General features: G+C 63.1%; 24 protein-coding genes. 16 read left to right on the forward strand and 8 right to left on the reverse strand.

Going from position 1 to position 20652, the window contains the following annotated elements:
- Positions 1 to 9 precede the first annotated feature (9 nt).
- From V1286_RS01560 to V1286_RS01610, 11 genes are all read left to right on the forward strand, one after another.
- Positions 10 to 597 (forward strand): dioxygenase family protein, encoded by a 588-nt coding sequence (locus V1286_RS01560; protein WP_334477134.1) that lies wholly within the window; start codon positions 10 to 12, stop codon positions 595 to 597.
- Between the two features lie 83 nt (positions 598 to 680).
- On the forward strand, positions 681 to 953 hold the full coding sequence (locus V1286_RS01565; RefSeq protein ID WP_334477136.1) for an AbrB/MazE/SpoVT family DNA-binding domain-containing protein: 273 nt from the start codon (positions 681 to 683) through the stop codon (positions 951 to 953).
- Positions 950 to 1336 (forward strand): type II toxin-antitoxin system death-on-curing family toxin, encoded by a 387-nt coding sequence (locus V1286_RS01570; protein WP_334477138.1) that lies wholly within the window; start codon positions 950 to 952, stop codon positions 1334 to 1336. Before V1286_RS01565 ends, V1286_RS01570 begins: the two co-directional genes overlap by 4 nt.
- An 83-nt stretch (positions 1337 to 1419) precedes the next feature.
- Positions 1420 to 1572 carry an aa3-type cytochrome c oxidase subunit IV gene (locus tag V1286_RS01575; protein WP_108514134.1) on the forward strand — a complete coding sequence of 51 codons (153 nt, stop codon included), beginning with the start codon at positions 1420 to 1422 and terminating at the stop codon, positions 1570 to 1572.
- A 132-nt stretch (positions 1573 to 1704) separates the two neighbouring features.
- Entirely contained in the window at positions 1705 to 2832 is a 1128-nt protein-coding gene (locus tag V1286_RS01580) for a Re/Si-specific NAD(P)(+) transhydrogenase subunit alpha (protein WP_334477140.1), read from the forward strand.
- Positions 2833 to 2843: 11 nt separating this feature from the next.
- The gene (locus tag V1286_RS01585; RefSeq protein WP_212419221.1) at positions 2844 to 3161 is read left to right on the forward strand and encodes a proton-translocating transhydrogenase family protein; all 318 of its coding nucleotides are present in this window, start codon (positions 2844 to 2846) and stop codon (positions 3159 to 3161) included.
- A gap of 42 nt (positions 3162 to 3203) precedes the next feature.
- Positions 3204 to 4601, forward strand: coding sequence for an NAD(P)(+) transhydrogenase (Re/Si-specific) subunit beta (locus tag V1286_RS01590; protein ID WP_334477142.1), 1398 nt, complete (start codon positions 3204 to 3206; stop codon positions 4599 to 4601).
- Between the two features lie 18 nt (positions 4602 to 4619).
- Positions 4620 to 5426 (forward strand): alpha/beta hydrolase, encoded by an 807-nt coding sequence (locus V1286_RS01595; RefSeq protein ID WP_334477144.1) that lies wholly within the window; start codon positions 4620 to 4622, stop codon positions 5424 to 5426.
- 54 nt (positions 5427 to 5480) lie between these two features.
- Positions 5481 to 6578, forward strand: a complete 1098-nt coding sequence (locus V1286_RS01600) for a calcium:cation antiporter (RefSeq protein WP_334477146.1) — start codon at positions 5481 to 5483, stop codon at positions 6576 to 6578.
- Positions 6579 to 6599: 21 nt separating this feature from the next.
- The gene (locus V1286_RS01605) at positions 6600 to 6884 is read left to right on the forward strand and encodes a cupin domain-containing protein (RefSeq protein ID WP_334477147.1); all 285 of its coding nucleotides are present in this window, start codon (positions 6600 to 6602) and stop codon (positions 6882 to 6884) included.
- Between the two features lie 209 nt (positions 6885 to 7093).
- Complete coding sequence (locus V1286_RS01610) at positions 7094 to 8158, forward strand: hypothetical protein (protein WP_334477149.1); 1065 nt, start codon at positions 7094 to 7096, stop codon at positions 8156 to 8158.
- Positions 8159 to 8268: 110 nt separating this feature from the next.
- Here V1286_RS01610 and V1286_RS01615 read toward each other — a convergent pair whose 3' ends face one another.
- Together V1286_RS01615 and rpsU are read right to left on the reverse strand one after the other, a co-directional pair.
- The gene (locus V1286_RS01615; protein WP_334477150.1) at positions 8269 to 8934 is read right to left on the reverse strand and encodes a tetratricopeptide repeat protein; all 666 of its coding nucleotides are present in this window, start codon (positions 8932 to 8934) and stop codon (positions 8269 to 8271) included.
- A gap of 227 nt (positions 8935 to 9161) precedes the next feature.
- The gene (gene rpsU / locus V1286_RS01620; protein ID WP_100385686.1) at positions 9162 to 9467 is read right to left on the reverse strand and encodes a 30S ribosomal protein S21; all 306 of its coding nucleotides are present in this window, start codon (positions 9465 to 9467) and stop codon (positions 9162 to 9164) included.
- 251 nt (positions 9468 to 9718) lie between these two features.
- Here rpsU and aqpZ point away from each other — a divergent pair, with 251 nt between their 5' ends.
- The gene (aqpZ, locus tag V1286_RS01625) at positions 9719 to 10441 is read left to right on the forward strand and encodes an aquaporin Z (RefSeq protein ID WP_334477156.1); all 723 of its coding nucleotides are present in this window, start codon (positions 9719 to 9721) and stop codon (positions 10439 to 10441) included.
- Positions 10442 to 10477: 36 nt separating this feature from the next.
- On the opposite strand, the gene V1286_RS01630 is transcribed toward aqpZ, so the two are convergent.
- Together V1286_RS01630 and purE are read right to left on the reverse strand one after the other, a co-directional pair.
- Entirely contained in the window at positions 10478 to 11581 is a 1104-nt protein-coding gene (locus tag V1286_RS01630; protein WP_334477157.1) for a 5-(carboxyamino)imidazole ribonucleotide synthase, read from the reverse strand.
- On the reverse strand, positions 11578 to 12066 hold the full coding sequence (gene purE / locus V1286_RS01635) for a 5-(carboxyamino)imidazole ribonucleotide mutase (protein WP_334477158.1): 489 nt from the start codon (positions 12064 to 12066) through the stop codon (positions 11578 to 11580). Before purE ends, V1286_RS01630 begins: the two co-directional genes overlap by 4 nt.
- Before the next feature lie 151 nt (positions 12067 to 12217).
- Here purE and V1286_RS01640 point away from each other — a divergent pair, with 151 nt between their 5' ends.
- Positions 12218 to 12901 (forward strand): GGDEF domain-containing protein, encoded by a 684-nt coding sequence (locus V1286_RS01640; protein WP_334477160.1) that lies wholly within the window; start codon positions 12218 to 12220, stop codon positions 12899 to 12901.
- A 116-nt stretch (positions 12902 to 13017) separates the two neighbouring features.
- On the opposite strand, the gene V1286_RS01645 is transcribed toward V1286_RS01640, so the two are convergent.
- From V1286_RS01645 to V1286_RS01655, 3 genes are all read right to left on the reverse strand, one after another.
- Positions 13018 to 13269, reverse strand: coding sequence for a hypothetical protein (locus V1286_RS01645; protein WP_108514122.1), 252 nt, complete (start codon positions 13267 to 13269; stop codon positions 13018 to 13020).
- A gap of 23 nt (positions 13270 to 13292) precedes the next feature.
- The gene (locus tag V1286_RS01650; protein WP_334490243.1) at positions 13293 to 13439 is read right to left on the reverse strand and encodes a hypothetical protein; all 147 of its coding nucleotides are present in this window, start codon (positions 13437 to 13439) and stop codon (positions 13293 to 13295) included.
- A 296-nt stretch (positions 13440 to 13735) separates the two neighbouring features.
- Entirely contained in the window at positions 13736 to 13942 is a 207-nt protein-coding gene (locus tag V1286_RS01655; RefSeq protein WP_057851906.1) for a YdcH family protein, read from the reverse strand.
- 344 nt (positions 13943 to 14286) lie between these two features.
- Here V1286_RS01655 and V1286_RS01660 point away from each other — a divergent pair, with 344 nt between their 5' ends.
- Positions 14287 to 14472: a YdcH family protein gene (locus tag V1286_RS01660; RefSeq protein WP_108514121.1), complete on the forward strand. Its 186-nt coding sequence runs from the start codon at positions 14287 to 14289 to the stop codon at positions 14470 to 14472.
- A gap of 76 nt (positions 14473 to 14548) precedes the next feature.
- Here V1286_RS01660 and V1286_RS01665 read toward each other — a convergent pair whose 3' ends face one another.
- On the reverse strand, positions 14549 to 15652 hold the full coding sequence (locus V1286_RS01665; RefSeq protein ID WP_334477163.1) for an NAD(P)/FAD-dependent oxidoreductase: 1104 nt from the start codon (positions 15650 to 15652) through the stop codon (positions 14549 to 14551).
- A 258-nt stretch (positions 15653 to 15910) separates the two neighbouring features.
- Between V1286_RS01665 and V1286_RS01670 the strand changes: the two genes are divergently transcribed.
- Together V1286_RS01670 and V1286_RS01675 are read left to right on the forward strand one after the other, a co-directional pair.
- On the forward strand, positions 15911 to 18616 hold the full coding sequence (locus tag V1286_RS01670; RefSeq protein WP_334477164.1) for a sensor domain-containing protein: 2706 nt from the start codon (positions 15911 to 15913) through the stop codon (positions 18614 to 18616).
- Positions 18617 to 19029: 413 nt separating this feature from the next.
- The gene (locus V1286_RS01675) at positions 19030 to 20556 is read left to right on the forward strand and encodes an ABC-F family ATP-binding cassette domain-containing protein (protein WP_334477165.1); all 1527 of its coding nucleotides are present in this window, start codon (positions 19030 to 19032) and stop codon (positions 20554 to 20556) included.
- Positions 20557 to 20652: the final 96 nt, after the last annotated feature.

Genomic DNA, 20652 nt, shown 5'->3' on the forward strand with positions numbered 1-20652 from the left:
GAGTGCCCCATGATCGACACCCCGACGCGGCGTGTTGTACTTGGAGCGGGAGTCTTCGCGGCCGGTTCGCTGCTTATGGCCGATGGCAGCATGGCTCAGGCCCCGCTTGCACCCACGCCGGAATGCCATGACGGCGACGACGCCACAGTGCCGCAAACCGAAGGGCCATACTTCAAGCCGTCGTCGCCTGAGCGAACCGAACTGTTCGAAGAGGGCATGGCGGGGCAGCCGATCGAACTGGTTGGCTTCGTGCTCTCCCGCGCCTGCAAACCGCTGGCCGGCGCCTTGCTGGATTTCTGGCAGGCGGACGATAAGGGCCGCTACGACAATTCCGGTTTCCGCCTGCGTGGCCATCAGTTCACCGATGCGGAAGGGCGTTATCGGTTGCGCAGCATCGTGCCCGGCGTTTATCCCGGCCGCACGCGCCATATCCATGTGAAGGTGCAGCCGCGCGATGGCCGCGTGCTGACCACCCAGCTCTATTTCCCCGGCGAGGCAAAAAACCGCTCCGACGGCCTGTTCCGCAAGGAACTGCTGGTGCGCACGGCCAAGAACACGGGCTGGCTCGCCGGACGTTTCGACTTCGTGGTCGGGTAGCGGCGCCGCGCCAGGCGCCGTAAAACATTTGTTGAACGGGTGGCCGAGGTATGTTATACATTTCGTATAACGGAGCTTGCGCCATGAACGAGCAACCGAAAGTTACGCCCGATCCCCGCGGTCAAGTGATCGGAACCGTCGAAATCAAGAAGATTGGTAATTCCTCGGGGATCATCCTCCCGAAGGATGTACTTGCTCGGATGCACGTCAGCGTCGGCGATAAACTCTATGCGACTCTAACGCCCGACGGTGGTTTTCGGCTAACTCCGCATGACCCGGATTTCGAGAAGGCGATGGAAGTCGCCCGGCGTGGCATGAAGCGCTATCACAACGCGTTGGCCGAGCTTGCCAAATGACTGAGCCGTTCTGGCTCACTCGCCAGATGATCGTTGCCATTCACGACGAGCAACTCACGATACACGGCGGTGCGAGCGGATTGCACGATGAGGGCATGCTTGAATCTGCCCTCGATCGACCGAAGAACAGATGGGCATACGAGCAGGCTGAACTGGCCGAGTTGGCTGCAGCCCATGCTTTCGGCATTGCCCGCAATCATCCCTTCGTCGACGGCGACAAGCGAACGTCACTGCTGGCGCTGTACACCTTTCTCGGCGTCAACGGCGTCGACTTCATTGTGCCCGAGGCAGAGGCGGCCGCCATCATCCTCTCCCTCGCCGCAGGCGAGGTCAGCGAGGAAAACCTGACCCGCTGGATCCGGGATAATTGGCCTTCCGAATGACCCGATAGGCAGGGGGCCGTTGCCCTGCCAAACGCTTTGCGGTAATTGCACGCGAGAAACGCGGATTTTGACTGGGGATACCGATGGCAGACCATAACGAAGTGGCCTACACGACCGCTGACGGCAATGACTATGAGGCCCATGAGCAGACTTATGAAGGGTTCATCATGCTGGTCAAATACGGCACCATCGCCGTCGTGATCATCGTGGCCCTGATGGGCTACTTTCTGACCTGACGCATCGCTGCCTGCACCGCCACCTCGGCGGTGGCCAGAAAATGCACGCATGCCGGTTGCGAAACCGGTATCCAACTAAGCGAAAAAGACGCTAGTTTGCTTGCGCGCGCGCCTGCCGCGCCGGGAGGCCTCATGAAGATTGCCGTTGCCAAGGAAATCGATCCGTCCGAGCCGCGGGTTGCGGCCTCCCCGGACACCGTGAAGAAATTCAAGGCACTCGGTGCCGAAGTCGCGATCGAGCCGGGCGCGGGCATCAAGTCGGGCCTGCCGGATTCCGAATTCACCGCGGTCGGCGCCACCATCAGCGCGGACGCGCTAAAGGACGCCGACATCATCATCAAGGTGAAACGGCCGGAAGCCAGCGAACTTTCGCAATACAAGCGCGGCGCGCTGGTCATCGCCATCATGGACCCTTACGGCAATGAAGCGGCGCTGAAGACGATCGCGGACGCCGGCGTCGCGGCGTTTGCGATGGAATTGATGCCGCGCATTACGCGCGCGCAGGTGATGGACGTGCTGTCCTCGCAGGCGAACCTCGCCGGCTATCGCGCGGTGATCGAGGCGGCCGAATCCTTTGGCCGCGCGTTCCCGATGATGATGACCGCGGCCGGCACCGTTCCGGCGGCGAAAGTGTTCGTGATGGGCGTCGGCGTGGCCGGCCTGCAGGCGATCGCGACCGCGCGCCGGCTCGGCGCCGTGGTCACCGCGACCGACGTGCGCCCGGCCACAAAAGAGCAGGTCGAATCGCTCGGCGCAAAGTTCCTCGCGGTCGAGGACGAGGAATTCAAGAACGCGCAGACCGCCGGCGGCTACGCCAAGGAAATGTCGAAAGAGTACCAGGCCAAGCAGGCCGCGCTCACCGCCGAACACATCAAGAAGCAGGACATCATCATCACCACCGCGCTGATCCCGGGCCGCCCGGCGCCGCGGCTCGTCACCTCGGACATGGTGAAGTCGATGAAGCCGGGCTCGGTGCTGATCGATCTCGCGATCGAACGCGGCGGCAATGTCGAGGGCGCGAAGCCTGGCGAAGTCGTCGACGCCGACGGCATCAAGATCGTCGGCTATACGAATGTGGCCGGCCGTGTCGCGCAGTCGGCCTCCAGCCTTTATGCCCGCAACCTGTTTTCGTTCATCGAGACCATGGTCGACAAGCCGAACAAGGCGCTCGCGGTCAATTGGGATGACGAACTGGTGAAAGCCACTGCGCTGACCAAGGACGGCGCCGTCATCCACCCGAACTTCCAGCCGAAAGCCTAAGGAGAGAATCCATGGAGCATGTCGCCCAGGCCGTCGATCCCTTCGTATTCCGGCTGTCGATTTTCGTTCTCGCCGTCTTCGTCGGCTATTTCGTGGTCTGGTCGGTGACCCCTGCGCTGCACACGCCGCTGATGTCGGTGACCAACGCGATCTCCTCGGTGATCGTGGTCGGCGCGCTGCTCGCGGTCGGCGTCCCCATGATCTCAAGCGGCAGCGGCTGGGCGCGCGGCTTCGGCTTTATCGCGCTGATCTTCGCCTGTGTGAATATCTTCGGCGGCTTCCTTGTCACCCAGCGCATGCTGGCGATGTACAAGAAAAAGGCCAAGTGAGCGGCGTGCACCTCGGGGTGACGAAGACAAAGGGGACCTGAGATGAACGCCAATCTGGCTGCAATTCTGTATCTCGTGGCGGGTGTATTGTTCATCCTGTCGCTGCGCGGTCTGTCCAGTCCAGCGTCGTCCCGCCAGGGCAATCTGTTCGGCATGATCGGCATGGCGATCGCGGTCGCGACCACGCTCGCCAGTCATCCGCCGGCGGATGGCATCGCCTGGGTGCTGGTCATCCTCGGCATCGCCATCGGCGGCGGCGTCGGCGCTGTCATCGCGCGGCGCGTGCCGATGACCTCGATGCCCGAACTGGTCGCCGCCTTCCACTCGCTGGTCGGCATGGCCGCGGTGCTGGTCGCCGCCGGCGCCTTCTATGCGCCCGAAGCCTTCGATATCGGCAAGCCCGGCGCCATTCACGCATCCAGCCTCGTCGAAATGTCGCTCGGCGTCGCCATCGGCGCGCTGACCTTCACCGGCTCGGTGATCGCGTTCCTGAAGCTATCCGCGCGCATGAGCGGCGCGCCGATCATCCTGCCCGGCCGCCACATCATCAACATCGCGCTCGCGCTTGCGCTGGTGTTCTTCATTTTCGGCCTGGTCCGGTCCGGCAGCGCGCTCGACTTCTGGCTGATCACGATCATCGCGCTGGTGCTCGGCGTGCTCATGATCATACCGATCGGCGGCGCCGATATGCCGGTCGTGATCTCGATGCTGAACTCCTATTCCGGTTGGGCTGCGGCCGGCATCGGCTTCACGCTCGGCAACTCCGCGCTGATCATCACCGGCGCGCTGGTCGGCTCCTCGGGCGCGATCCTGTCCTACATCATGTGCCACGCGATGAACCGTTCCTTCATCTCGGTCATCCTCGGCGGCTTCGGCGGCGAAACCGCCGCGGCCGGCGGTGGCGGCGGTGAGCAGAAGCCCGCCAAGCTCGGCTCGGCCGACGACGCGGCCTTCATCATGAAGAACGCGCAGAAGGTGATCATCGTACCGGGCTACGGCATGGCGGTGGCGCAGGCCCAGCATGCGCTGCGCGAAATGGGCGACCTCCTGAAGAAGGAAGGCGTCGAGGTGAAGTACGCCATCCACCCGGTTGCGGGGCGCATGCCCGGCCACATGAACGTGCTGCTGGCGGAAGCCAACGTGCCCTATGACGAGGTGTTCGAGCTAGAGGACATCAACTCCGAATTCGCGCAGGCCGACATCGCCTTCGTGATCGGCGCCAATGACGTCACCAACCCGGCCGCGGAAGAAGACAAGACCTCGCCGATCTACGGCATGCCGGTGCTGCAGGTCTGGAAGGCCGGCACCGTGATGTTCATCAAGCGCTCGCTGGCTTCGGGCTATGCCGGCATCGATAATCCACTATTTTACCGCGATAACACCATGATGCTGCTCGGCGACGCCAAGAAGGTCACCGAGAACATCGTCAAGGGGATGTAGGTCGCGCGCAGGAAATTCATGACCGTACTGAAATGGCTGCTGATCGTCGTCTCAGTCGGTTACGTCTGTGGTCTGCTCGCCCTGTTCTTCGCGCAGCGCGCCGTTCTGTTTCCGGTGCCGACGACCGCGCGCACTGCGCCGCCAGCGGCGGGCTTTCCGGAAGCCGAAGAACATATCTTGACCACGGCTGATGGTGAGAAGGTCATCGTCTGGCACGTTCCGGCCAAGCCGGGCCGCCCGGTCGTCCTCTACTTCCATGGCAATGGCGATTATCTCGCCGGCTTCTTCGGCCGCTTTCGCAGCATCATCGCTGACGGGACCGGGGTCATCGCATTGTCCTATCGCGGCTATGCGGGCTCGACCGGGCAACCGAGCGAGCACGGATTGCTGCAGGACGCAGCTGTCGCCAATGCCTTTGCGGCCGCACGCTATCGCGCCGACGACATCGTCGTCTGGGGTTTTTCGCTCGGCACCGGCGTTGCGGTGGCGCTTGCAGCGGAGCAGCGCATCGGAAGGCTGATCCTGGAAGCTCCCTATACGTCGATCGCCGATGTCGCCGCGTCGGCGTTCTGGTTCGCACCGGTGCGTCTATTTATGCGGGATCAGTTCCGTTCCGACGCGCAGATCGCAAGCGTCAAGGTTCCGCTGCTCGTCATGCACGGTGCGCTCGATCCCACGATACCCGTTGCCTTTGGCGAGCGGCTGTTTGCGCTGGCGAACGAGCCGAAACGGTTTGTCCGGCTTGCCCGGGGCGGTCATAACGATCTGGATAATTTCGGCGCGATTGAAATCGCGCGAAATTTCATCAACCTTGCGAAGGGGTGATGGCTGCCCTCAGGGACGCATCTTGTGTCCACGACCCATTGGGGAGTTGACCGCATGAGCGCACACGGACCAATGCCGAAATCGGCCTGGATATTCCCGGCGCTGGCGGTGCTGCTGTTTGCCGGGGCCACCGGCCTCGGGCTCGGCTTTACGCCGTCGGCCGGCGGGCTGTTGTTCGCGGCCGTGCTGCTGGCGGTCCTGTTCGGCACGGTGTTCGCAGCCGTGCATCATGCCGAGGTGATCGCCGAGCGGATCGGCGAGCCCTACGGCACGCTATTGTTGACGCTTGCGGTCACCATCATCGAGGTCGCGCTGATCGCCACCATCATGCTCGGCGAAAAGCCGCAGCCCGCGCTGGCGCGCGACACCGTGTTTGCGGTGGTGATGATCGTGTGCAACGGCCTCGTCGGCCTCTGCATCTTCATTGGCGGCCTGCGCTATCGCGAGCAGGATTTCCAGGTTTCCGGCGCCAACCTTTATCTCAGCGTGCTGTTCGTGCTGGCGACCATTACGCTGATCATGCCCAATTATACGCTGACGGCGCCGGGGCCGATCTATTCGGCAGCGCAGCTTGGCTTTGTGGACCTGGTCACGCTCATGCTCTACGGCGTGTTCCTTTATACCCAGACGATCCGGCACAGTGACTATTTCATCAAGGGAGGCGCCGGTGCTGCCACCGAAACCTCATCCCTGTCGAACCGGATGCTGGCGCTCAGCATTGCGCTGCTGCTTGTCTCGCTGCTTGCCGTGGTGCTTCTGGCAAAGAAATTTTCGCTCGTAGTCGATGTCGTAACCGCGATGATCGGCGCCCCACCGGCGTTCGCGGGCGTACTGGTCGCGCTCCTCATTCTGCTCCCGGAGGGGGTCACCGCCATTGCAGCCGCGCGCAACAACGATCTGCAGAAGAGTATCAATCTCGCGCTCGGATCGTCGCTGGCGACCATCGGGCTGACTATTCCCGCGGTCGGCCTGGCGACCTACGCGCTCGACAAGGAACTGGTGCTCGGGCTCAACGGCCAGGGCATGGTACTGCTGCTGCTCACCTTCGCCCTCAGCATGCTCACCTTCGGCACCGGCCGCACCAACATCCTGTTCGGACTGGTGCATATGGTGGTGTTTGCCGTATTCGTGTTTATGGTGTTCGTGCCGTAGTTCTCCTGGAGTGAACCCGATATGCTTGCCGCCAAATCCGACGTTCAGGTCGACACCCCCGAAGTCCGCGTCACCGAGTGGCGGCTGGCGCCGGGCAGCGCCACCGGCCATCACACCCACGGGATGGATTACGTGATCGTGCCGGTGACCTCCGGCGAAATGACCATCGTCGCGCCAACCGGCGAACGCACCAAGGCGCAGCTCGGGGCCGGCAAATCCTACTTCCGGAAGGCGGGCGTCCAGCACGACGTGCTCAACGAGACGGCAGCCGAGATCGTGTTTCTGGAGGTCGAACTGAAGCCCTGACCAACCGCCGTGGAGCCGTGGCCCCGGGGGCCGGGCGGCGGCGGGAACCCGTTAACCTCCCTGAAACGAAACCTGGATTTTCCAGATCGATCCAGGCCGGCGTTGCCCGGCCTGCACGGGAACTGCTGAATTGCCACCGATCCGTCGCAGTTGATCCCTCAATGTGCCTCAAAGTTCCTGCAATTGAGGGACCGCGGGGAGTGGCCTGAATGTTGAATTACCTGAAGAAGTTCGCCGTAGACATCTTTCCCTCGGTGGCTGCGACCGTCATCGGGGCCTACATCGTCAACCACTACATCGTGACCAAGCCCAGCGCGGATGCTCCTGCCGCGGCGGCGTCGACTGCCAATCCCAAGGGGGATGGCAAGGCGGAAGCCAAATCCGACGCCAAGTCCGAATCCGCCAAGTCCGAATCCAAGTCGGCCGACACCACGGCCAGTGTCAGCAACCTCCCGGCCGCCGGCGTCAAGGCGAGGGGAATCTCCGAGAAAGCCATCATGGAGAAGACCGCTGCCGAACGGCCGGCGGTGGTCGAAAAGGCCCAGGAAAAGACTGACGCGAAGACCGAAGCAAAGGCTGACGCCAAGCCCGATACCAAGTCCGCCGATACCAAGTCCGCCGATTCCAAGTCCGATGCGAAATCGGCCGAAAGTCCGGCCGACGCCGACCAGAGCCGCCATGCAGCGGCGCCGCGCGAAAAGGAAAAGATCAGAGTCATATTGCCGTCGCCCGTGCAGCCCAAGAATTCCTCTCCCGTGAATTCCTCGGCGGCGCCGGTTGTGGCGGCCGCGCCGGCTGCTCCGGTCGAGACCGCGGTTGCACCGGATGAACGGCGCGATGCCAACGATCTGGCGCGTGCTGCGATCGAGCGCCTGCGCGCCAACGGCGAAGCCTCTCCGCGCGCCGCGGAGACGGCTCGCGCTCCCGAGGCGCCCAGGGTCGCGAACGCGCCTGTCGTTACGAACGCGCCCGTGGTCGCCAATGCGGCTGCAGCCGCGAATGCGCCCGCGCTTCGTCCGCTGCCGCCGCCGATCATGGTCTCGGGCTCGCCGGCCGGCGAGCCCTATGGTCAAGCTCCGTCACCGGCGCGGCCGCCTTATGCCGAAGCCGTCAACCCGAACCGCCCGACCCCGCCCGCCGATATTCCGGTCTCGCGCCCGCTCGATCTGCGTGCCGAAGTGGCCGAACCTTCCGTGCGCGAACGCGCCACGGCGGCTGCCGAGGACGCGCTATCGACGGCGAAGTCGATCTTCCACGCGGTGCTGCCGAAATAAAGTCTATGGCGTCTTCGGGCGAGGCATGCCCTCGGATTTGATCCGGGGGCTTGTGCTTGGCGCAAGCAAAGCTGCAGCCAGATTCCGATTCAATCAAAACCGGAAAAACCTTAGCCGCCGGTGCGCGCGAGGCCGCTTCGCGCGGCTTCGTCCTTGGGGCGGAGCGCGAGCGCGCGGCCGTAGGAGGTGAACGCCTTGGCCTTGTCGCCCAGACGTTCATAGGTGACGCCGCGAGCCGACCAGGCTTGCGCGCTGTTGGAGTCGGCCTGCACCGCCTCGTCGAGATCGGAAGCGGCTTCCTTTGCCTTGTCGATGGCGAGGTAGCTGGTTGCACGCGCCAGCAGCGGCTCGACCCGTTGTGGCGTCAGGCCGTTGGCTGCGGTGAAATCCGCGATCGCCTGCTCATGCCGCTTGTCGGTCTGATAGATCAGCCCGCGGCCGTACAGGGCCTGCACATTGTAGGGATCGAGTGCCAGCGCGCGGTCGAATTCCGCCAGCGCTTCTTCGGTCTTGCCGGATTTGGCGAGAGTCTGGCCGCGCGTGGCGTAGCCTTGGGCGTCGCCGGCGCCTTGCCCGCTGATCGTGCCGGTAGGCTTCTGCTCGGCGGCCTGTGGCTTCTCCTTGTCCGCCCCCCATGATCCCAGGTCGAACGAACAGCCGCCGAGAGGAAAGGTGAGAACGATCGCCAGCAGCGCGATGGGTGCGGCCGTGAAGCGCGAAGCGCAGGGCGTGAAGCGCAAAGCGCAGGGAAAGGCATTGCAATCCGTAACGGCCATGCAGCGGAATACTCTCGCTTGTCCAATGCAGCATAGATAACCCGATGAGTCGCAAAATGCATCGGTCAAAATAGCAGCAATGGCCGAAGGAGATGTGGATCGAGCGCGCTGCTCATACCGGAGCCGATTATTCCATACGGCTGGATCTGCGATGGCGAAAACAAAAACGGCCCAAACAAAAACGCGGGCCCCGAGGCCCGCGTTTTCAATTCAAACTCTGTAGATGCTCAGCGCGGTCCGCGCGGACCTGCGCCCGGGCCACCACGGCCGCCAGCGCCACCACGCTCGCCACCGGGACCAGCGCCGAACACCGGCTTGGGCTTCATCGGCAGCAGGCCTTCGCGCTGCAGCTTCTTGCGGGCCAGCTTGCGCGCGCGGCGCACGGCTTCGGCCTTTTCACGGGCCTTCTTCTCGGAGGGCTTTTCGTAGTGTCCGCGGAGCTTCATCTCGCGGAAAATACCCTCGCGCTGCATCTTCTTCTTCAGCGCCTTGAGGGCTTGATCGACATTGTTATCGCGGACGAGAACCTGCACGCGGCATCCTCTTTCAATTGATCGGATAGGAATTCTGGTAAAGTGAAGGGCCGGCGAAAGGCCTGGCCCTTACCCTGAGCGCGGGCATGTAGCAGACAAATCCGCAGATGTCCACCTGAGAAGCCGGTTTCCAGCCCCGGAAAGCCACTAATATCAGCGGGATTCGGCCTGTGCTCCCCGGTTTTTTCAAATAACGAGCCCTTCACGGGCTCTCTCTAGCATCCGGCAACCTAAACATGCAGGAGGCGAGTATGAACACCAAAAAATATACCGCTGAAGCGATCGGCACGTTTTGGCTCACTTTTGCGGGATGCGGCAGCGCGGTCATCGCCGCCGGTTTTCCGCAGGTCGGTATCGGCCTGGTTGGCGTGTCCCTGGCGTTCGGCCTGAGCGTCGTCACCATGGCCTATGCGATCGGCCACATTTCGGGATGCCATCTCAACCCCGCCGTCACGATCGGCCTCGCGGCCGGCGGACGGTTTCCGGCGCAGCAGATCGTTCCTTACGTGATCGCGCAGGTGATCGGCGCGGTCGTTGCCGCGGCGTTGCTCTATGTGATCGCAAGCGGCGCGCCCGGCTTCGATCTGGCCAAGGGCTTTGCCTCCAACGGCTATGACGCGCATTCGCCCGGGCAGTACAACATGATGGTCTGCTTCATCACCGAGGTGGTGATGACCATGATGTTCCTGTTCATCATCATGGGCGCCACCCACGGCAAGGCGCCTGCGGGCTTTGCGCCGCTCGCTATCGGCCTGGCGCTGGTGATGATCCATCTCGTCAGCATTCCCGTCACCAACACGTCGGTGAATCCCGCGCGCAGCACCGGGCCTGCGCTGTTCGTCGGCGGCTGGGCGCTGGCGCAGCTCTGGCTGTTCTGGGTTGCGCCCCTGATCGGCGGTGCGCTCGGCGGCGTGATCTATCGCTGGCTCAGCGAGGAGCCGGCCGGTGTCGTAGAAGGCTTGAAAACAGCCTGATCTTTTAAACGCGCCCGGCGAAGCAGAGCAGGCACGCTATTTTTTGCTTGCCGGAGCCACTTCGGTGACATGGCCCATCTTGCGGCCCGGCCGCGGCGCGCCCTTGCCGTAGAGGTGAACGGTGGCGCCGGGCACCGTCAGCCATTGCTCGTAATCGAGGATATCGTCGCCGATCAGGTTGGTCATGGTGACCTGGCCGTGACGTACCGGCTTGCCGAGCGGCCAGCCGGCGATCGCCCTGATGTGCTGCTCGAACTGGGAGATCGAGGCGCCGTCCAGCGTCCAGTGGCCGGAATTATGCACCCGTGGCGCAATCTCGTTGACCAGCACATGCGGTCCGCCGTTTCCGGCGACCACGAACAATTCGACTGCAAGCACGCCGACATAGTCAAGCGCGTTGGCGATCTTCTCGGCGACCGCACGCGCGTCTGCGGTCAGCGCATCCGAGATCGCAGCGGGCACGCGCGAGAATTTCAGGATGTGATCGCGGTGCTCGTTTTCGGTGACATCGTAGCATTCGACCTGACCGTCGACTGAGCGCGCGGCGATCACAGAGATCTCGCGCTCGAATGGAACGAAGGCTTCGAGGATCGCGGATTTGGTGCCGAGGTCTTGCCAGACTTGAGCGGGGTCGTCGCCTTCGCGAATGATCGCCTGGCCCTTGCCGTCATAGCCGAAGCGGCGGGTCTTGATCACGGCGGGAAGGCCGATGCGTGCAATGGCGCTCCGCAGCGTTTCCACCGACGACACGTCAGCATAGTCGGCGGTGTCGATGCCGAGCCGCTTGACGAAATCTTTTTCGATCAGCCGGTCCTGCGTGGTTTCGAGGATCCTCTGCGCCGGCAATACCGGACGCCGCGCGGCCAGCACCATGGCGGTGGCGGCCGGCACGTTCTCGAATTCATAGGTGATGACATCGACATCGTTGGCGAACAACTCCAGCGCCTCGACGTCGGCATATTCGGCACAGGTCGCGTTAAGCACCACGTCGAAGGCGGGCGAATCCGGGTCCGGCGAAAACACCTGGCATCTGAGGCCAAGGCGCGCCGCCGCCATCGCCAGCATCCGGCCCAATTGTCCACCGCCGAGAATTCCGATGGTATCGCCCGGCTTCAGCTTCACCTTGCCTGAAGCCGTCACGCCGATCCCTCCGGGCGCTCGTTGACGGCGTCGGTCTGCTGCTTGCGCCAGGCGGCCAATCGCGTTGCCAGCGCCGCGTCATTCAGCGCGAGCACGCTTGCTGCGAGCAGTGCGGCGTTGATGGCGCCGGCCTTTCCGATCGCCAGCGTGCCGACGGGAACGCCGGCCGGCATCTGCACGATCGAGTACAGCGAATCGATCCCCGACAGCGCCCTGGATTCGACGGGAACACCGAACACCGGCAGTTCCGTCAGCGCCGCCGCCATGCCCGGCAAATGCGCCGCGCCGCCGGCGCCGGCGATAATGACCTTGAAGCCGGCCGCCTTGGCGCCCTTGGCGAAGGCGAACAGCCGGTCCGGGGTCCGGTGGGCCGAGACGATGCGCTTTTCGCAGTCGATCCCGAGCGCCGTCAGCGTCTCGGCGGCGTGGCGCATGGTCTCCCAGTCGGACTGGCTGCCCATGATGATGGCGATGGGTGCGGTCATCTCGTCAATTCTGTTCGGGAATCCAGAAACATAGGCCGATTATAGGGTCGACCCGGGGCTCATCCAAGGCGTGGCAAGGGATCAGGAATGGACTATCCTGTCTTGGTGAATCCCGGCAAGCCTTCATAAGCAAGCCTGCACAGGGAAGGCCATGAAGAAGAAAACCAGGGCGACCGCCTCCAGGGCCGGAAAACGCCTCAAAAGCGCGGCTTCCGGGCAAAAAGCCGCACCGCGGCGGTCATCCGCGCCGGGATCCCGGCCGCCGGCAGTGTCTAACGGCACCAAGGCGACGATTCGCCGGCTGAAGGCGGAACTGGCCCGGACGCAGGCGCAGATCGAGGAACTTCAGGCCTCCGCCGATACCGACTTCCTGCTGGGCATCCCGAACCGGCGCGGCTTCGAGCGCGAGCTCAATCGCGCGATTGCCTACATCAAGCGCTATCGTGCCGGCGGTGCCTTGGTCGTGCTCGACGTCGATCGCTTGAAGCCGATCAACGACGCCTTCGGACACGCCGCAGGCGACCAGGTGCTCAAGGCCATCGTCACGACGCTGCTCGCGCAGGTGCGCGCTTCCGATGTGGTCGGCCGGCTCGGTGGCGACGAGTTCGCGCTGCTGTTGTGGAATCTCAGCGAGACCGATGCCAGGGCCAAGGCGGCCGCGCTGGAGGAAGCGATCGATCGCCTCGCCTTCGAGTTCGATGGCCGCACCATTACCGCGGGCGCCTCCGCGGGCGTCTCTGTTCTCGATACCCACTCCGAAGCCGGCCGCGCGCTGGAAGCGGCCGACAGCGCCATGTATGTGCGCAAGGCGCTGCGGCGGCACGAGGCGTCGTGAAGAGCTTGAGATCTGTAGGGTGGGCAAAGGCTCGCTTGCGCCGTGCCCACCGTATATCTGGCAAGCATGATGGTGGGCACGCTTGCGCGTTGCCCACCTACGAATGCCGACGATCCCTACAGCCCGCTGAGATCATCCGGCACATCGCCGAACTTGCGCAGCAACTTCGCGTCGCCGAATTCGCCGATCATCGGATCGCCGCTGCGGCTGAAGGCGACGGCGCCGATGCTGCCGGCCATTCGCGACATCATCTCGGCGCGCCGTAACGCGGTCGTCGGGCTCTGGCATTCTTCCGCGGCTCCCGCCATCGGCGAACCGCTATCGTCCTGCAGGAATGGCATTGCGACGTAATAAGTGACATCGGCCATTGGTTCGCTCCGGGTTTGGTGGATCAGGCAGCGTCGCTCTCCGTATGGGAGGTTCGCGCCGGCACGCAGCCGGCGGCGATTGCCGCCTGCAATTCCTCCAGTTCGGTTTCCAGATACTCGTTCGCCATGATCAGCGCCTTGATGGTCGAGCGTAGATTGCCGTCGCACATCGCGATGGCCTGGTCGCAGGCCTGCTCAACGGCTGTTGTCGGACAGTGGAGGGGTGACGGACATGGATGATGTGACGGACATGGCGGAACTCCCGAGGCTGGCGGCAGGGTGATATGTTCCCTTTTTGTTCTTGTGAAGTCAAGCCGCATCCGCCCACCGGAAACCTGTTTTTTTCGATTGGCCGTCCGGCAAGATTCTTCGCGACGCCGGGTGGTGTGGATGTCGGGGAAAAATATCTGCCGGAAGGCGGACGATCTTTGCGAACCGAATTGGCCGAACCAGGCAAGCGCAACGATCAGGCGATGATATCGGGCGTGATCTGGTCTTCGATGAAGGCGATGCGGTCGCGCAATTGCAGTTTGCGTTTTTTCAGCCGCTGCAACCGCAGCAAGTCCGGCGCCGGCGACTGATGCAGCGCGTCGATCGCCGCATCGAGATCGCGATGCTCCTGCTGCAGCCGGGCGAGCTCGTTTTCTAGCTCACGCTCATCATCGTCGGTCATGGTGTACGTTAGCTGAAAGCGCGATGAGGTTGTGAACGGATTATTCCTGGAGCGCGATAACTCTTCCTCGAATAGTCATCCCGCTCCAGCTCTTTGATTTGAGCACAATCTCCGCGACAAACGCGGAACGCGTTGGCGCGGAGATCATGCTCTGGGCTGGCAGTGAATATCGTCCCTGCGAGGCCGGTCCGCAAGCTGACCGGGTTCCCATACTCACGTTTGGTTACAGATAAATCCGAAAATATGACAGGCGCGATTCTGGATAACCATCGACAGATTCGCGGTCTGGTGTACACTCCCTCGTCCGGATCGAATCTGAGGTTCACCCACCGAGGAGATTTCGTATGGCACTACAGGCGCATCTTGTTGAACTTGAACGTAAACACAAGATCCTCGAGAATGAATTGCACGAAGCGCTCGTGCACCTCTCCACAGACGACCTGCAAATTGTCGAGTTGAAGCGCCGCAAGTTGATGGTCAAGGATGAGATCGAGCGGTTGAAGCATACCGTCGGCGAAACTCTCCACTAATCAGTCCAGCAAAGTATCGAAAATTCCCACGCGACCGGATGGGCGCCGCTGCGCTCATCCGTCCGCTCGCGGCCTGTTACATCGCCGCCAGCGCGCCGACATGATCGGCGATCGCGAGCGACGATGTCAGTCCCGGCGATTCGATACCGAACAGATTGATCAGCCCGGCGACGCCGTGATCGGCTGGGCCCTGAATCAGAAAATCCTGGGTAGCGACGGCCGGCGGCACGATCTTCGGCCGGATTCCGGAATAGCTCGGCATCAGCGCGCCGTCCGGCAGCGTCGGCCAGTAGCGCCGGATCGCGGGATAGAATCGCTCGGCACGGGCAGGATCCACCGCATAGTCGATGCTCTCGATCCATTCCACGTCGGGGCCGAAACGCGCCTGTCCCGCCATGTCGAGCGTCAGGTGCACGCCCAACCCGCCGGGCTCCGGCACCGGATAGATCAGGTGTGAAAACGGGGCCCGCGCGCTGCAGCTGAAATAATTGCCCTTGGCCAGATAGGCGCAGGGGATCAGCCCGATCGGCATGCCTTCGATGCTGCGCGCCAACGCGGGCGCGCCCAGCCCCGCCGCGTTGACGAGCAGGTTGCATGCAAGCGTCATCGGCACGTCGCCGCCGGCTTCGATTTCGATCCGGCCGGCGCCGGCCCGGGCGCTCAACAGCGGCGTGTGGAATGCGTAAGCCGCGCCGGCTTCTTCCGCGTCGCCCCGCAGCGCCAGCATGTAGGCGTGGCTGTCGATGATGCCGGTGGACGGCGAGAGCAGGGCGGCATCGCAGTTGAGCGCGGGCTCCAGCGCGCGCGCCGCCTCGCCCGTCAGCAACTGCAGATCGTCGACGCCATTGGCTTTGGCATGCGTGCGGATCGACTGCAGTTTTTCGGTTTCGCTTGGTGTCGTCGCAACGATCAGCTTGCCGCAATTGCGATGGGGAATGCCGTGGTCGCGGCAATACTGGTAGAGCGCGCGCTTGCCGCTCACGCACATCTGCGCCATCAGGCTGCCCGCGCGGTAATAGATGCCGGCGTGGATCACCTCGCTGTTGCGGGAGGAGGTGATGGTGCCGATGCCCTCAGCGGCCTCGAGCACGATCACTTCGCGGCCCGCCTGGGCCAGCCGTCGCGCGATCGCAAGCCCGATCACCCCCGCTCCGACGACGACGCTATCGACCTTGTCCATGTCAGCTTCGGACCTGAGAATCCGGCGTGGAGATCGGCGCCTGCCACGCACGGCAATCGTCGTTTCGTCCGCCGGAGCAGCCAAACAACCCGTTGGTTTGGTTCGAAATACGCCGCGAACGCCGTCTTGTTAGTGAAGCATTAATCATGTCAGGCCAATTGCCGTAATTTGGGTCGCATTTTAGAATTGCAGGGGTAGTCATTTACCCGATCCAAACCCGTCAAGCCAGACACTCCGCCCGGAAACCTCGGGTGGGTAATGACTGACAGGAACCGGCAGGCAGGACGGAAGAATTCGATTCCGGCGCAGGCCCTCGTCTGTCTGCTCGCCATTGCTGCGCCGTGCGGAATTGCGTGGGCTGCCGCGCCTTCCGCGGGCTTTGCCCCGGCGAGCTATATCGGCGAACTCGATCCCAATCTGGTGTGGGAACTCCTGCTCGGGGGGATTGCCGTCGTTTCCTTCCTGGTCGCGATCGGGATCTGGATACTGGCGGCGTTGCGCGGGGCCAAGAGCGCACAATTGCAGCGTAGCGCATTCATCGGTTCGGCGCTCAACACGCTCAACCAGGGCGTGATGATCACCAACGCGCAAAACCGCGTGGTCTTCTGCAACGACCGCTTTCTCGAAATGTACGGGCTCAGCCGCGCCGAGATTTCGAGGTCCATGACCGGCCGCGAACTGGCCGAACTGCGCCTCGCGCGGGGCCTGATCAATCTTACCGTCGACGAGTTCAGCAAGCTTGCCCGCCGCCCGGAAGGCGTTGTCACCGAACTGCCGGGCGGGCGATCGGTGCTTTCGAAGATCTTCAACCTGCCCAATGGCGGGACGATCGGAACGCACGAAGATTGCACGGAGCAGCGCCAGCTGTCGCGCAAACTGGCATCGACCACCAAATTTCTGGAATCGGTGCTCGACAACGTTCCGGTCTGCGTCGCCGCCAAGAACATCGACGACGGCCGCTATATCTTCGCCAACCGCGCGTTCGAACGATTCTCGCGCTTCTCCCGTGATCACATCATCGGCAAGCGCGCCGACGAAATCTTCCGGCCGGAAACCGCGAACAGCATCGAGACGGCGGACCAGGCGGCGATAACGGCGCCGGAAGGCTATCATCGCAGTGAATATTCCGTCGAGCGGGGCGACGACAAGCGCGTTCTGTCCTCCAATCGCGTGGTCGCGCGCAACGAGAACAACAAGCCTGAATTCCTGATCTCGCTGTTCGACGACGTCACCGATCGGCGGTCGCTGTCGCGCGAGCTCGAAAACACCAAGAAGTTCCTGGAACTAGTGGTGGACAACATCCCGGTGTCGCTGATCGTGGAGCGCATCAGCGACGGGCGGTATCTGCTCGCCAACCGCAGCGCCGAGACCATTCTCAATCGCCGCCGCGAGGATGCCACCGGCCTTACCGCCGCCGACATCTTCAATCCGCGCGAAGCCAAGCTGATCATCGCGCGCGACGAGGCCGCGATCAAGAAGCGCGGCCTGCTCACCGAAGAGCACCCGATCTCCACCAAGGACGGGCTGCGGCTGTTCCTGACCCGCCGCATGACGGTTCTCGACGAGGCCGGCGAGCCGCAATACCTGATCAAGACCCACGAGGACGTCACCGACCGCCGCCAGACCGAATCGCGGATGGCGCACATGGCCTATCATGACGGCCTGACCGATCTGCCGAACCGCGCCGCCTTCCTGCAGGCGCTGGCGCAGATGATCGAGGCCTGTGCCGGCACCGACGAAGAATTTGCCGTGCTATGCGTCGACCTCGACGGCCTGAAGGAAATCAACGACGTGTTCGGCCACGCGATGGGCGACAAGCTGCTGATCGAGGTCGCCGGCCGCATCCAGGCCAGCGCCCGTGGCGGCGTGGTGGCCCGGCTGTCCGGTGACGAGTTCGGCCTGATCATCGACGGCAAGCAGCCGGAGGCCGGCAAGGCGCTCGCCGAAAAACTCGCGCAAACGCTGTCGGACGAATTCGTGATCGACGGCAAGTCGGTGCGCACCGGTGTCACCACCGGCATCTCGGTATTTCCGCATCACGGCTCGGAGGCGGCTTCGCTGCTCGCCAATTCCGGCGCGGCGCTGTTCCGCGCCAAGCAGAAGTCGCGCGGCTCGATCAGCATCTTCGCGCCCGAGATGGATCAGCAGATCCGCGACCGCCGCGTGCTGCATCAGGATCTCTCGATGGCGATCAGGAACGGCGAATTGTCGTTGCACTATCAGCCGCAGGCCGCGTCGGGCGCAACGATCGCGGCCAGCAAGGTCATCGGCTTCGAAGCGCTGGCGCGCTGGATGCATCCGATGCGCGGCTTCGTGTCGCCGGGCGAGTTCATTCCGCTGGCGGAAGAAAGCGGCCTGATCGTCGAAATGGGCGTTTGGATCCTGCGCGAAGCCTGCCGGGAGGCCGCCTCCTGGCCGGTGCCGATGCAGATCGCCGTCAACCTGTCGCCGGCGCAGTTCATGCATGGCGACGTGGTCAGCCTGGTGCATTCGATCCTGCTCGAAACTGGCCTCGCCCCCGACCGGCTCGAGCTCGAAATCACCGAGGGCGTGCTGATCGAGGATTTCGATCGTGGCCTCGCGCTGTTGCGGCGGTTGAAGGCGCTCGGCGTGCGCATCTCGATGGACGATTTCGGCTCCGGCTATTCCTCGCTGAGCTATCTGCAGGCGTTCCCGTTCGACAAGATCAAGATCGACCGCGCCTTTGTCATGAATCTCGGCCGCAACCCGCAGTCGGCGGCGATCGTCCGCGCCGTCATCGATCTCGGCCACGGCCTCGAAATGTCGATCGTTGCCGAAGGCGTGGAGACCCAGGAGCAACTCAGCTTCCTTAGCGACGAGGGCTGCGATGCGGTGCAGGGCTATTTCCTCGGCAAGCCCCAGCCGATCGGGCACTACGACGCGCTGGTCGGCCGCAGCGCCGCAAAAGGCGTCGAAAGCGAACGCAAGCTCGCCAGCGCCTGATTTCGCGAAATCGCAGCGGCGTTGCATCGGGTGCAAGGCCTACAGATCCGATTTCGCGCGTGACCTCTCGGCTTTTCGCGATTTGATTTCGGCGAGAGCCTGGCTTGCCTTCCCCTGAGGGCCCGGCTATTTTGGCTCGATACCTGATCGAGATAGGGAGGGCTGCGCGGTGACGACATTTTTGCGGCACTATCGCCAGCTCGGCCCTGTCAACGCCCTGCAAATGAGTTTGCAGGGCTGACCAGAGGCTTTTCCGAAAATCTCTTCCTGGTCTGCCCTCGTGGCAATGCGGCGTCGAACGCCTGATCGTTCGCGGCCGCATTTGTGTAGCTCGCCGCGCTCCAACACGAACATCCGACGATGGCTGCATGCCCCGGACGCCGTGTTTGGCCGGCAAGACCAGGGAAACGATCATGACCCTTATCAATATTCGCAATCTTGGCGTGACGTTGAACGCGCCGCTGTTTTCCCGACTGGACCTTTCCGTCAATCCCGGTGACCGCATCGGGCTCGTCGCAGCCAATGGGCGCGGCAAGACCACGCTGCTGCGCTGCATTGCAGGCATGGCGGAGCCGAGCGATGGCGAGATCATACGGTCGCGCGGGCTGACCATCGGCTATGTCGAGCAGGATGTATCGTCTGCGCTCGCGGATACGCCGTTCCACGCGGCGGTGCTCGACATGCTTCCCGTTGAACGACGGGCAAGTGAAGGCTGGAGGGTCGACGTTGCCCTGGAATCGCTTGATGTGCCCGAGGCGCTGCGGGAGAGGCCGCTGAATCAACTAAGCGGCGGTTGGCAGCGGTTTGCCATGCTTGCCCGCATCGTGGTGGCTGAGGCTGATGTGTTGTTGCTCGACGAGCCGACCAACCATTTGGACCTCGCCAGGATTTGTCAGCTTGAAGCGTGGTTGAACGCGCTGCCACGGGATATGCCGGTCGTGATGTCGAGCCATGACCGCGCCTTTCTCGACGCAACCACGAACCGCACGGTATTCTTGCGGCCCGAGCGGACGCAGATATTTTCGCTGCCCTATACGCAGGCGCGCGCCGCGCTGAGCGAGGCGGATGCCTCGGATGAGCGGCGCTACCGGCGTGACCTGAAGGCTGCCGGGCAGCTTCGTCAGCACGCTGCAAAGCTCAACAATATCGGCGTCAATTCCGGTAGCGACCTGCTGTTGCAGAAGACGAAGCAACTGAAGCAGCGGGCCGAGAAGCTGGAAGATGCGGCAAAGCCCGCCCACCTGGAACGATCCGCAGGGACGATCAAGCTCGCCAACCGCGAAACGCACGCCAAAGTTCTGATTGCGCTGGACGATGCCGCTGTCGCGGCCCCGGACGGCAGGTTGTTGTTCAAGACCGGCAAGCAGTTCATCTGCAAGGAAGACCGGATCGTGCTGCTGGGGCCGAACGGGGCGGGCAAGACCCGGCTTGTAGCGATGCTGCGTCAAGCGATCGAAAACCCGGAAGCCACGCAAGCCGGCATCAAGGTCTCGCAGTCGCTGGCGCTCGGCTATTGTGAACAGAATCTTGCCGATCTTTCCGATGCCGACACGCCGATGCACACGATCGTCGGCCGTTTCGAGGTCGGCGATCAGCGTGCGCGCGCCTTGCTCGCCGGCGCAGGCTTGTCGGTTGCGATGCAAAGCCGTCCCATCGGCCGGCTTTCGGGCGGACAGAAGGCGCGTCTCGGCATGCTTCTGCTGCGGCTCGCCCAGCCAAACTTCTATCTGCTCGATGAGCCCACCAATCACCTGGATATCGAAGGACAGGAAGCGCTGGAAGACGAATTGCTGGCGCATCAGGCAAGCTGCCTGCTGGTTTCACACGACCGCAACTTCGTGCGAACGGTAGGAAACCGGTTCTGGCTGATCGAAAAGAAGAGGCTGGTGGAACTGGAAGGACCGGAGCGCTTTTTCGCATCGGTCGGCGCAACCGGCTAGCGCGGCGGCTGCCCGGTTTTGCCTGGACTTGATTCATTTCCAGGAGCGACATCCACTTTTGGCCATCATGCCCTAGTGTAGTGATGTCAGATTCTC

This window comes from Bradyrhizobium algeriense (assembly GCF_036924595.1).
GTDB classification, from domain to species: Bacteria; Pseudomonadota; Alphaproteobacteria; order Rhizobiales; family Xanthobacteraceae; genus Bradyrhizobium; species Bradyrhizobium algeriense.

Bases quoted from the DNA above. Each gene is read 5' to 3' on its own strand.
- purE (WP_334477158.1), bottom strand. From the start codon at position 12,066: ATGACCGCACCCATCGCCATCATCATGGGCAGCCAGTCCGACTGGGAG.
- V1286_RS01615 (WP_334477150.1), bottom strand. From the start codon at position 8,934: ATGGCCGTTACGGATTGCAATGCCTTTCCCTGCGCTTTGCGCTTCACG.
- V1286_RS01560 (WP_334477134.1), top strand. From the start codon at position 10: ATGATCGACACCCCGACGCGGCGTGTTGTACTTGGAGCGGGAGTCTTC.
- V1286_RS01575 (WP_108514134.1), top strand. From the start codon at position 1,420: ATGGCAGACCATAACGAAGTGGCCTACACGACCGCTGACGGCAATGAC.
- V1286_RS01605 (WP_334477147.1), top strand. From the start codon at position 6,600: ATGCTTGCCGCCAAATCCGACGTTCAGGTCGACACCCCCGAAGTCCGC.
- V1286_RS01580 (WP_334477140.1), top strand. From the start codon at position 1,705: ATGAAGATTGCCGTTGCCAAGGAAATCGATCCGTCCGAGCCGCGGGTT.
- V1286_RS01565 (WP_334477136.1), top strand. From the start codon at position 681: ATGAACGAGCAACCGAAAGTTACGCCCGATCCCCGCGGTCAAGTGATC.
- V1286_RS01640 (WP_334477160.1), top strand. From the start codon at position 12,218: ATGAAGAAGAAAACCAGGGCGACCGCCTCCAGGGCCGGAAAACGCCTC.
- V1286_RS01595 (WP_334477144.1), top strand. From the start codon at position 4,620: ATGACCGTACTGAAATGGCTGCTGATCGTCGTCTCAGTCGGTTACGTC.
- V1286_RS01585 (WP_212419221.1), top strand. From the start codon at position 2,844: ATGGAGCATGTCGCCCAGGCCGTCGATCCCTTCGTATTCCGGCTGTCG.
- V1286_RS01665 (WP_334477163.1), bottom strand. From the start codon at position 15,652: ATGGACAAGGTCGATAGCGTCGTCGTCGGAGCGGGGGTGATCGGGCTT.
- V1286_RS01600 (WP_334477146.1), top strand. From the start codon at position 5,481: ATGAGCGCACACGGACCAATGCCGAAATCGGCCTGGATATTCCCGGCG.
- V1286_RS01570 (WP_334477138.1), top strand. From the start codon at position 950: ATGACTGAGCCGTTCTGGCTCACTCGCCAGATGATCGTTGCCATTCAC.
- V1286_RS01660 (WP_108514121.1), top strand. From the start codon at position 14,287: ATGGCACTACAGGCGCATCTTGTTGAACTTGAACGTAAACACAAGATC.
- V1286_RS01650 (WP_334490243.1), bottom strand. From the start codon at position 13,439: ATGTGCGACGGCAATCTACGCTCGACCATCAAGGCGCTGATCATGGCG.
- V1286_RS01655 (WP_057851906.1), bottom strand. From the start codon at position 13,942: ATGACCGACGATGATGAGCGTGAGCTAGAAAACGAGCTCGCCCGGCTG.
- V1286_RS01610 (WP_334477149.1), top strand. From the start codon at position 7,094: ATGTTGAATTACCTGAAGAAGTTCGCCGTAGACATCTTTCCCTCGGTG.
- aqpZ (WP_334477156.1), top strand. From the start codon at position 9,719: ATGAACACCAAAAAATATACCGCTGAAGCGATCGGCACGTTTTGGCTC.
- V1286_RS01670 (WP_334477164.1), top strand. From the start codon at position 15,911: ATGACTGACAGGAACCGGCAGGCAGGACGGAAGAATTCGATTCCGGCG.
- V1286_RS01675 (WP_334477165.1), top strand. From the start codon at position 19,030: ATGACCCTTATCAATATTCGCAATCTTGGCGTGACGTTGAACGCGCCG.
- V1286_RS01645 (WP_108514122.1), bottom strand. From the start codon at position 13,269: ATGGCCGATGTCACTTATTACGTCGCAATGCCATTCCTGCAGGACGAT.
- V1286_RS01590 (WP_334477142.1), top strand. From the start codon at position 3,204: ATGAACGCCAATCTGGCTGCAATTCTGTATCTCGTGGCGGGTGTATTG.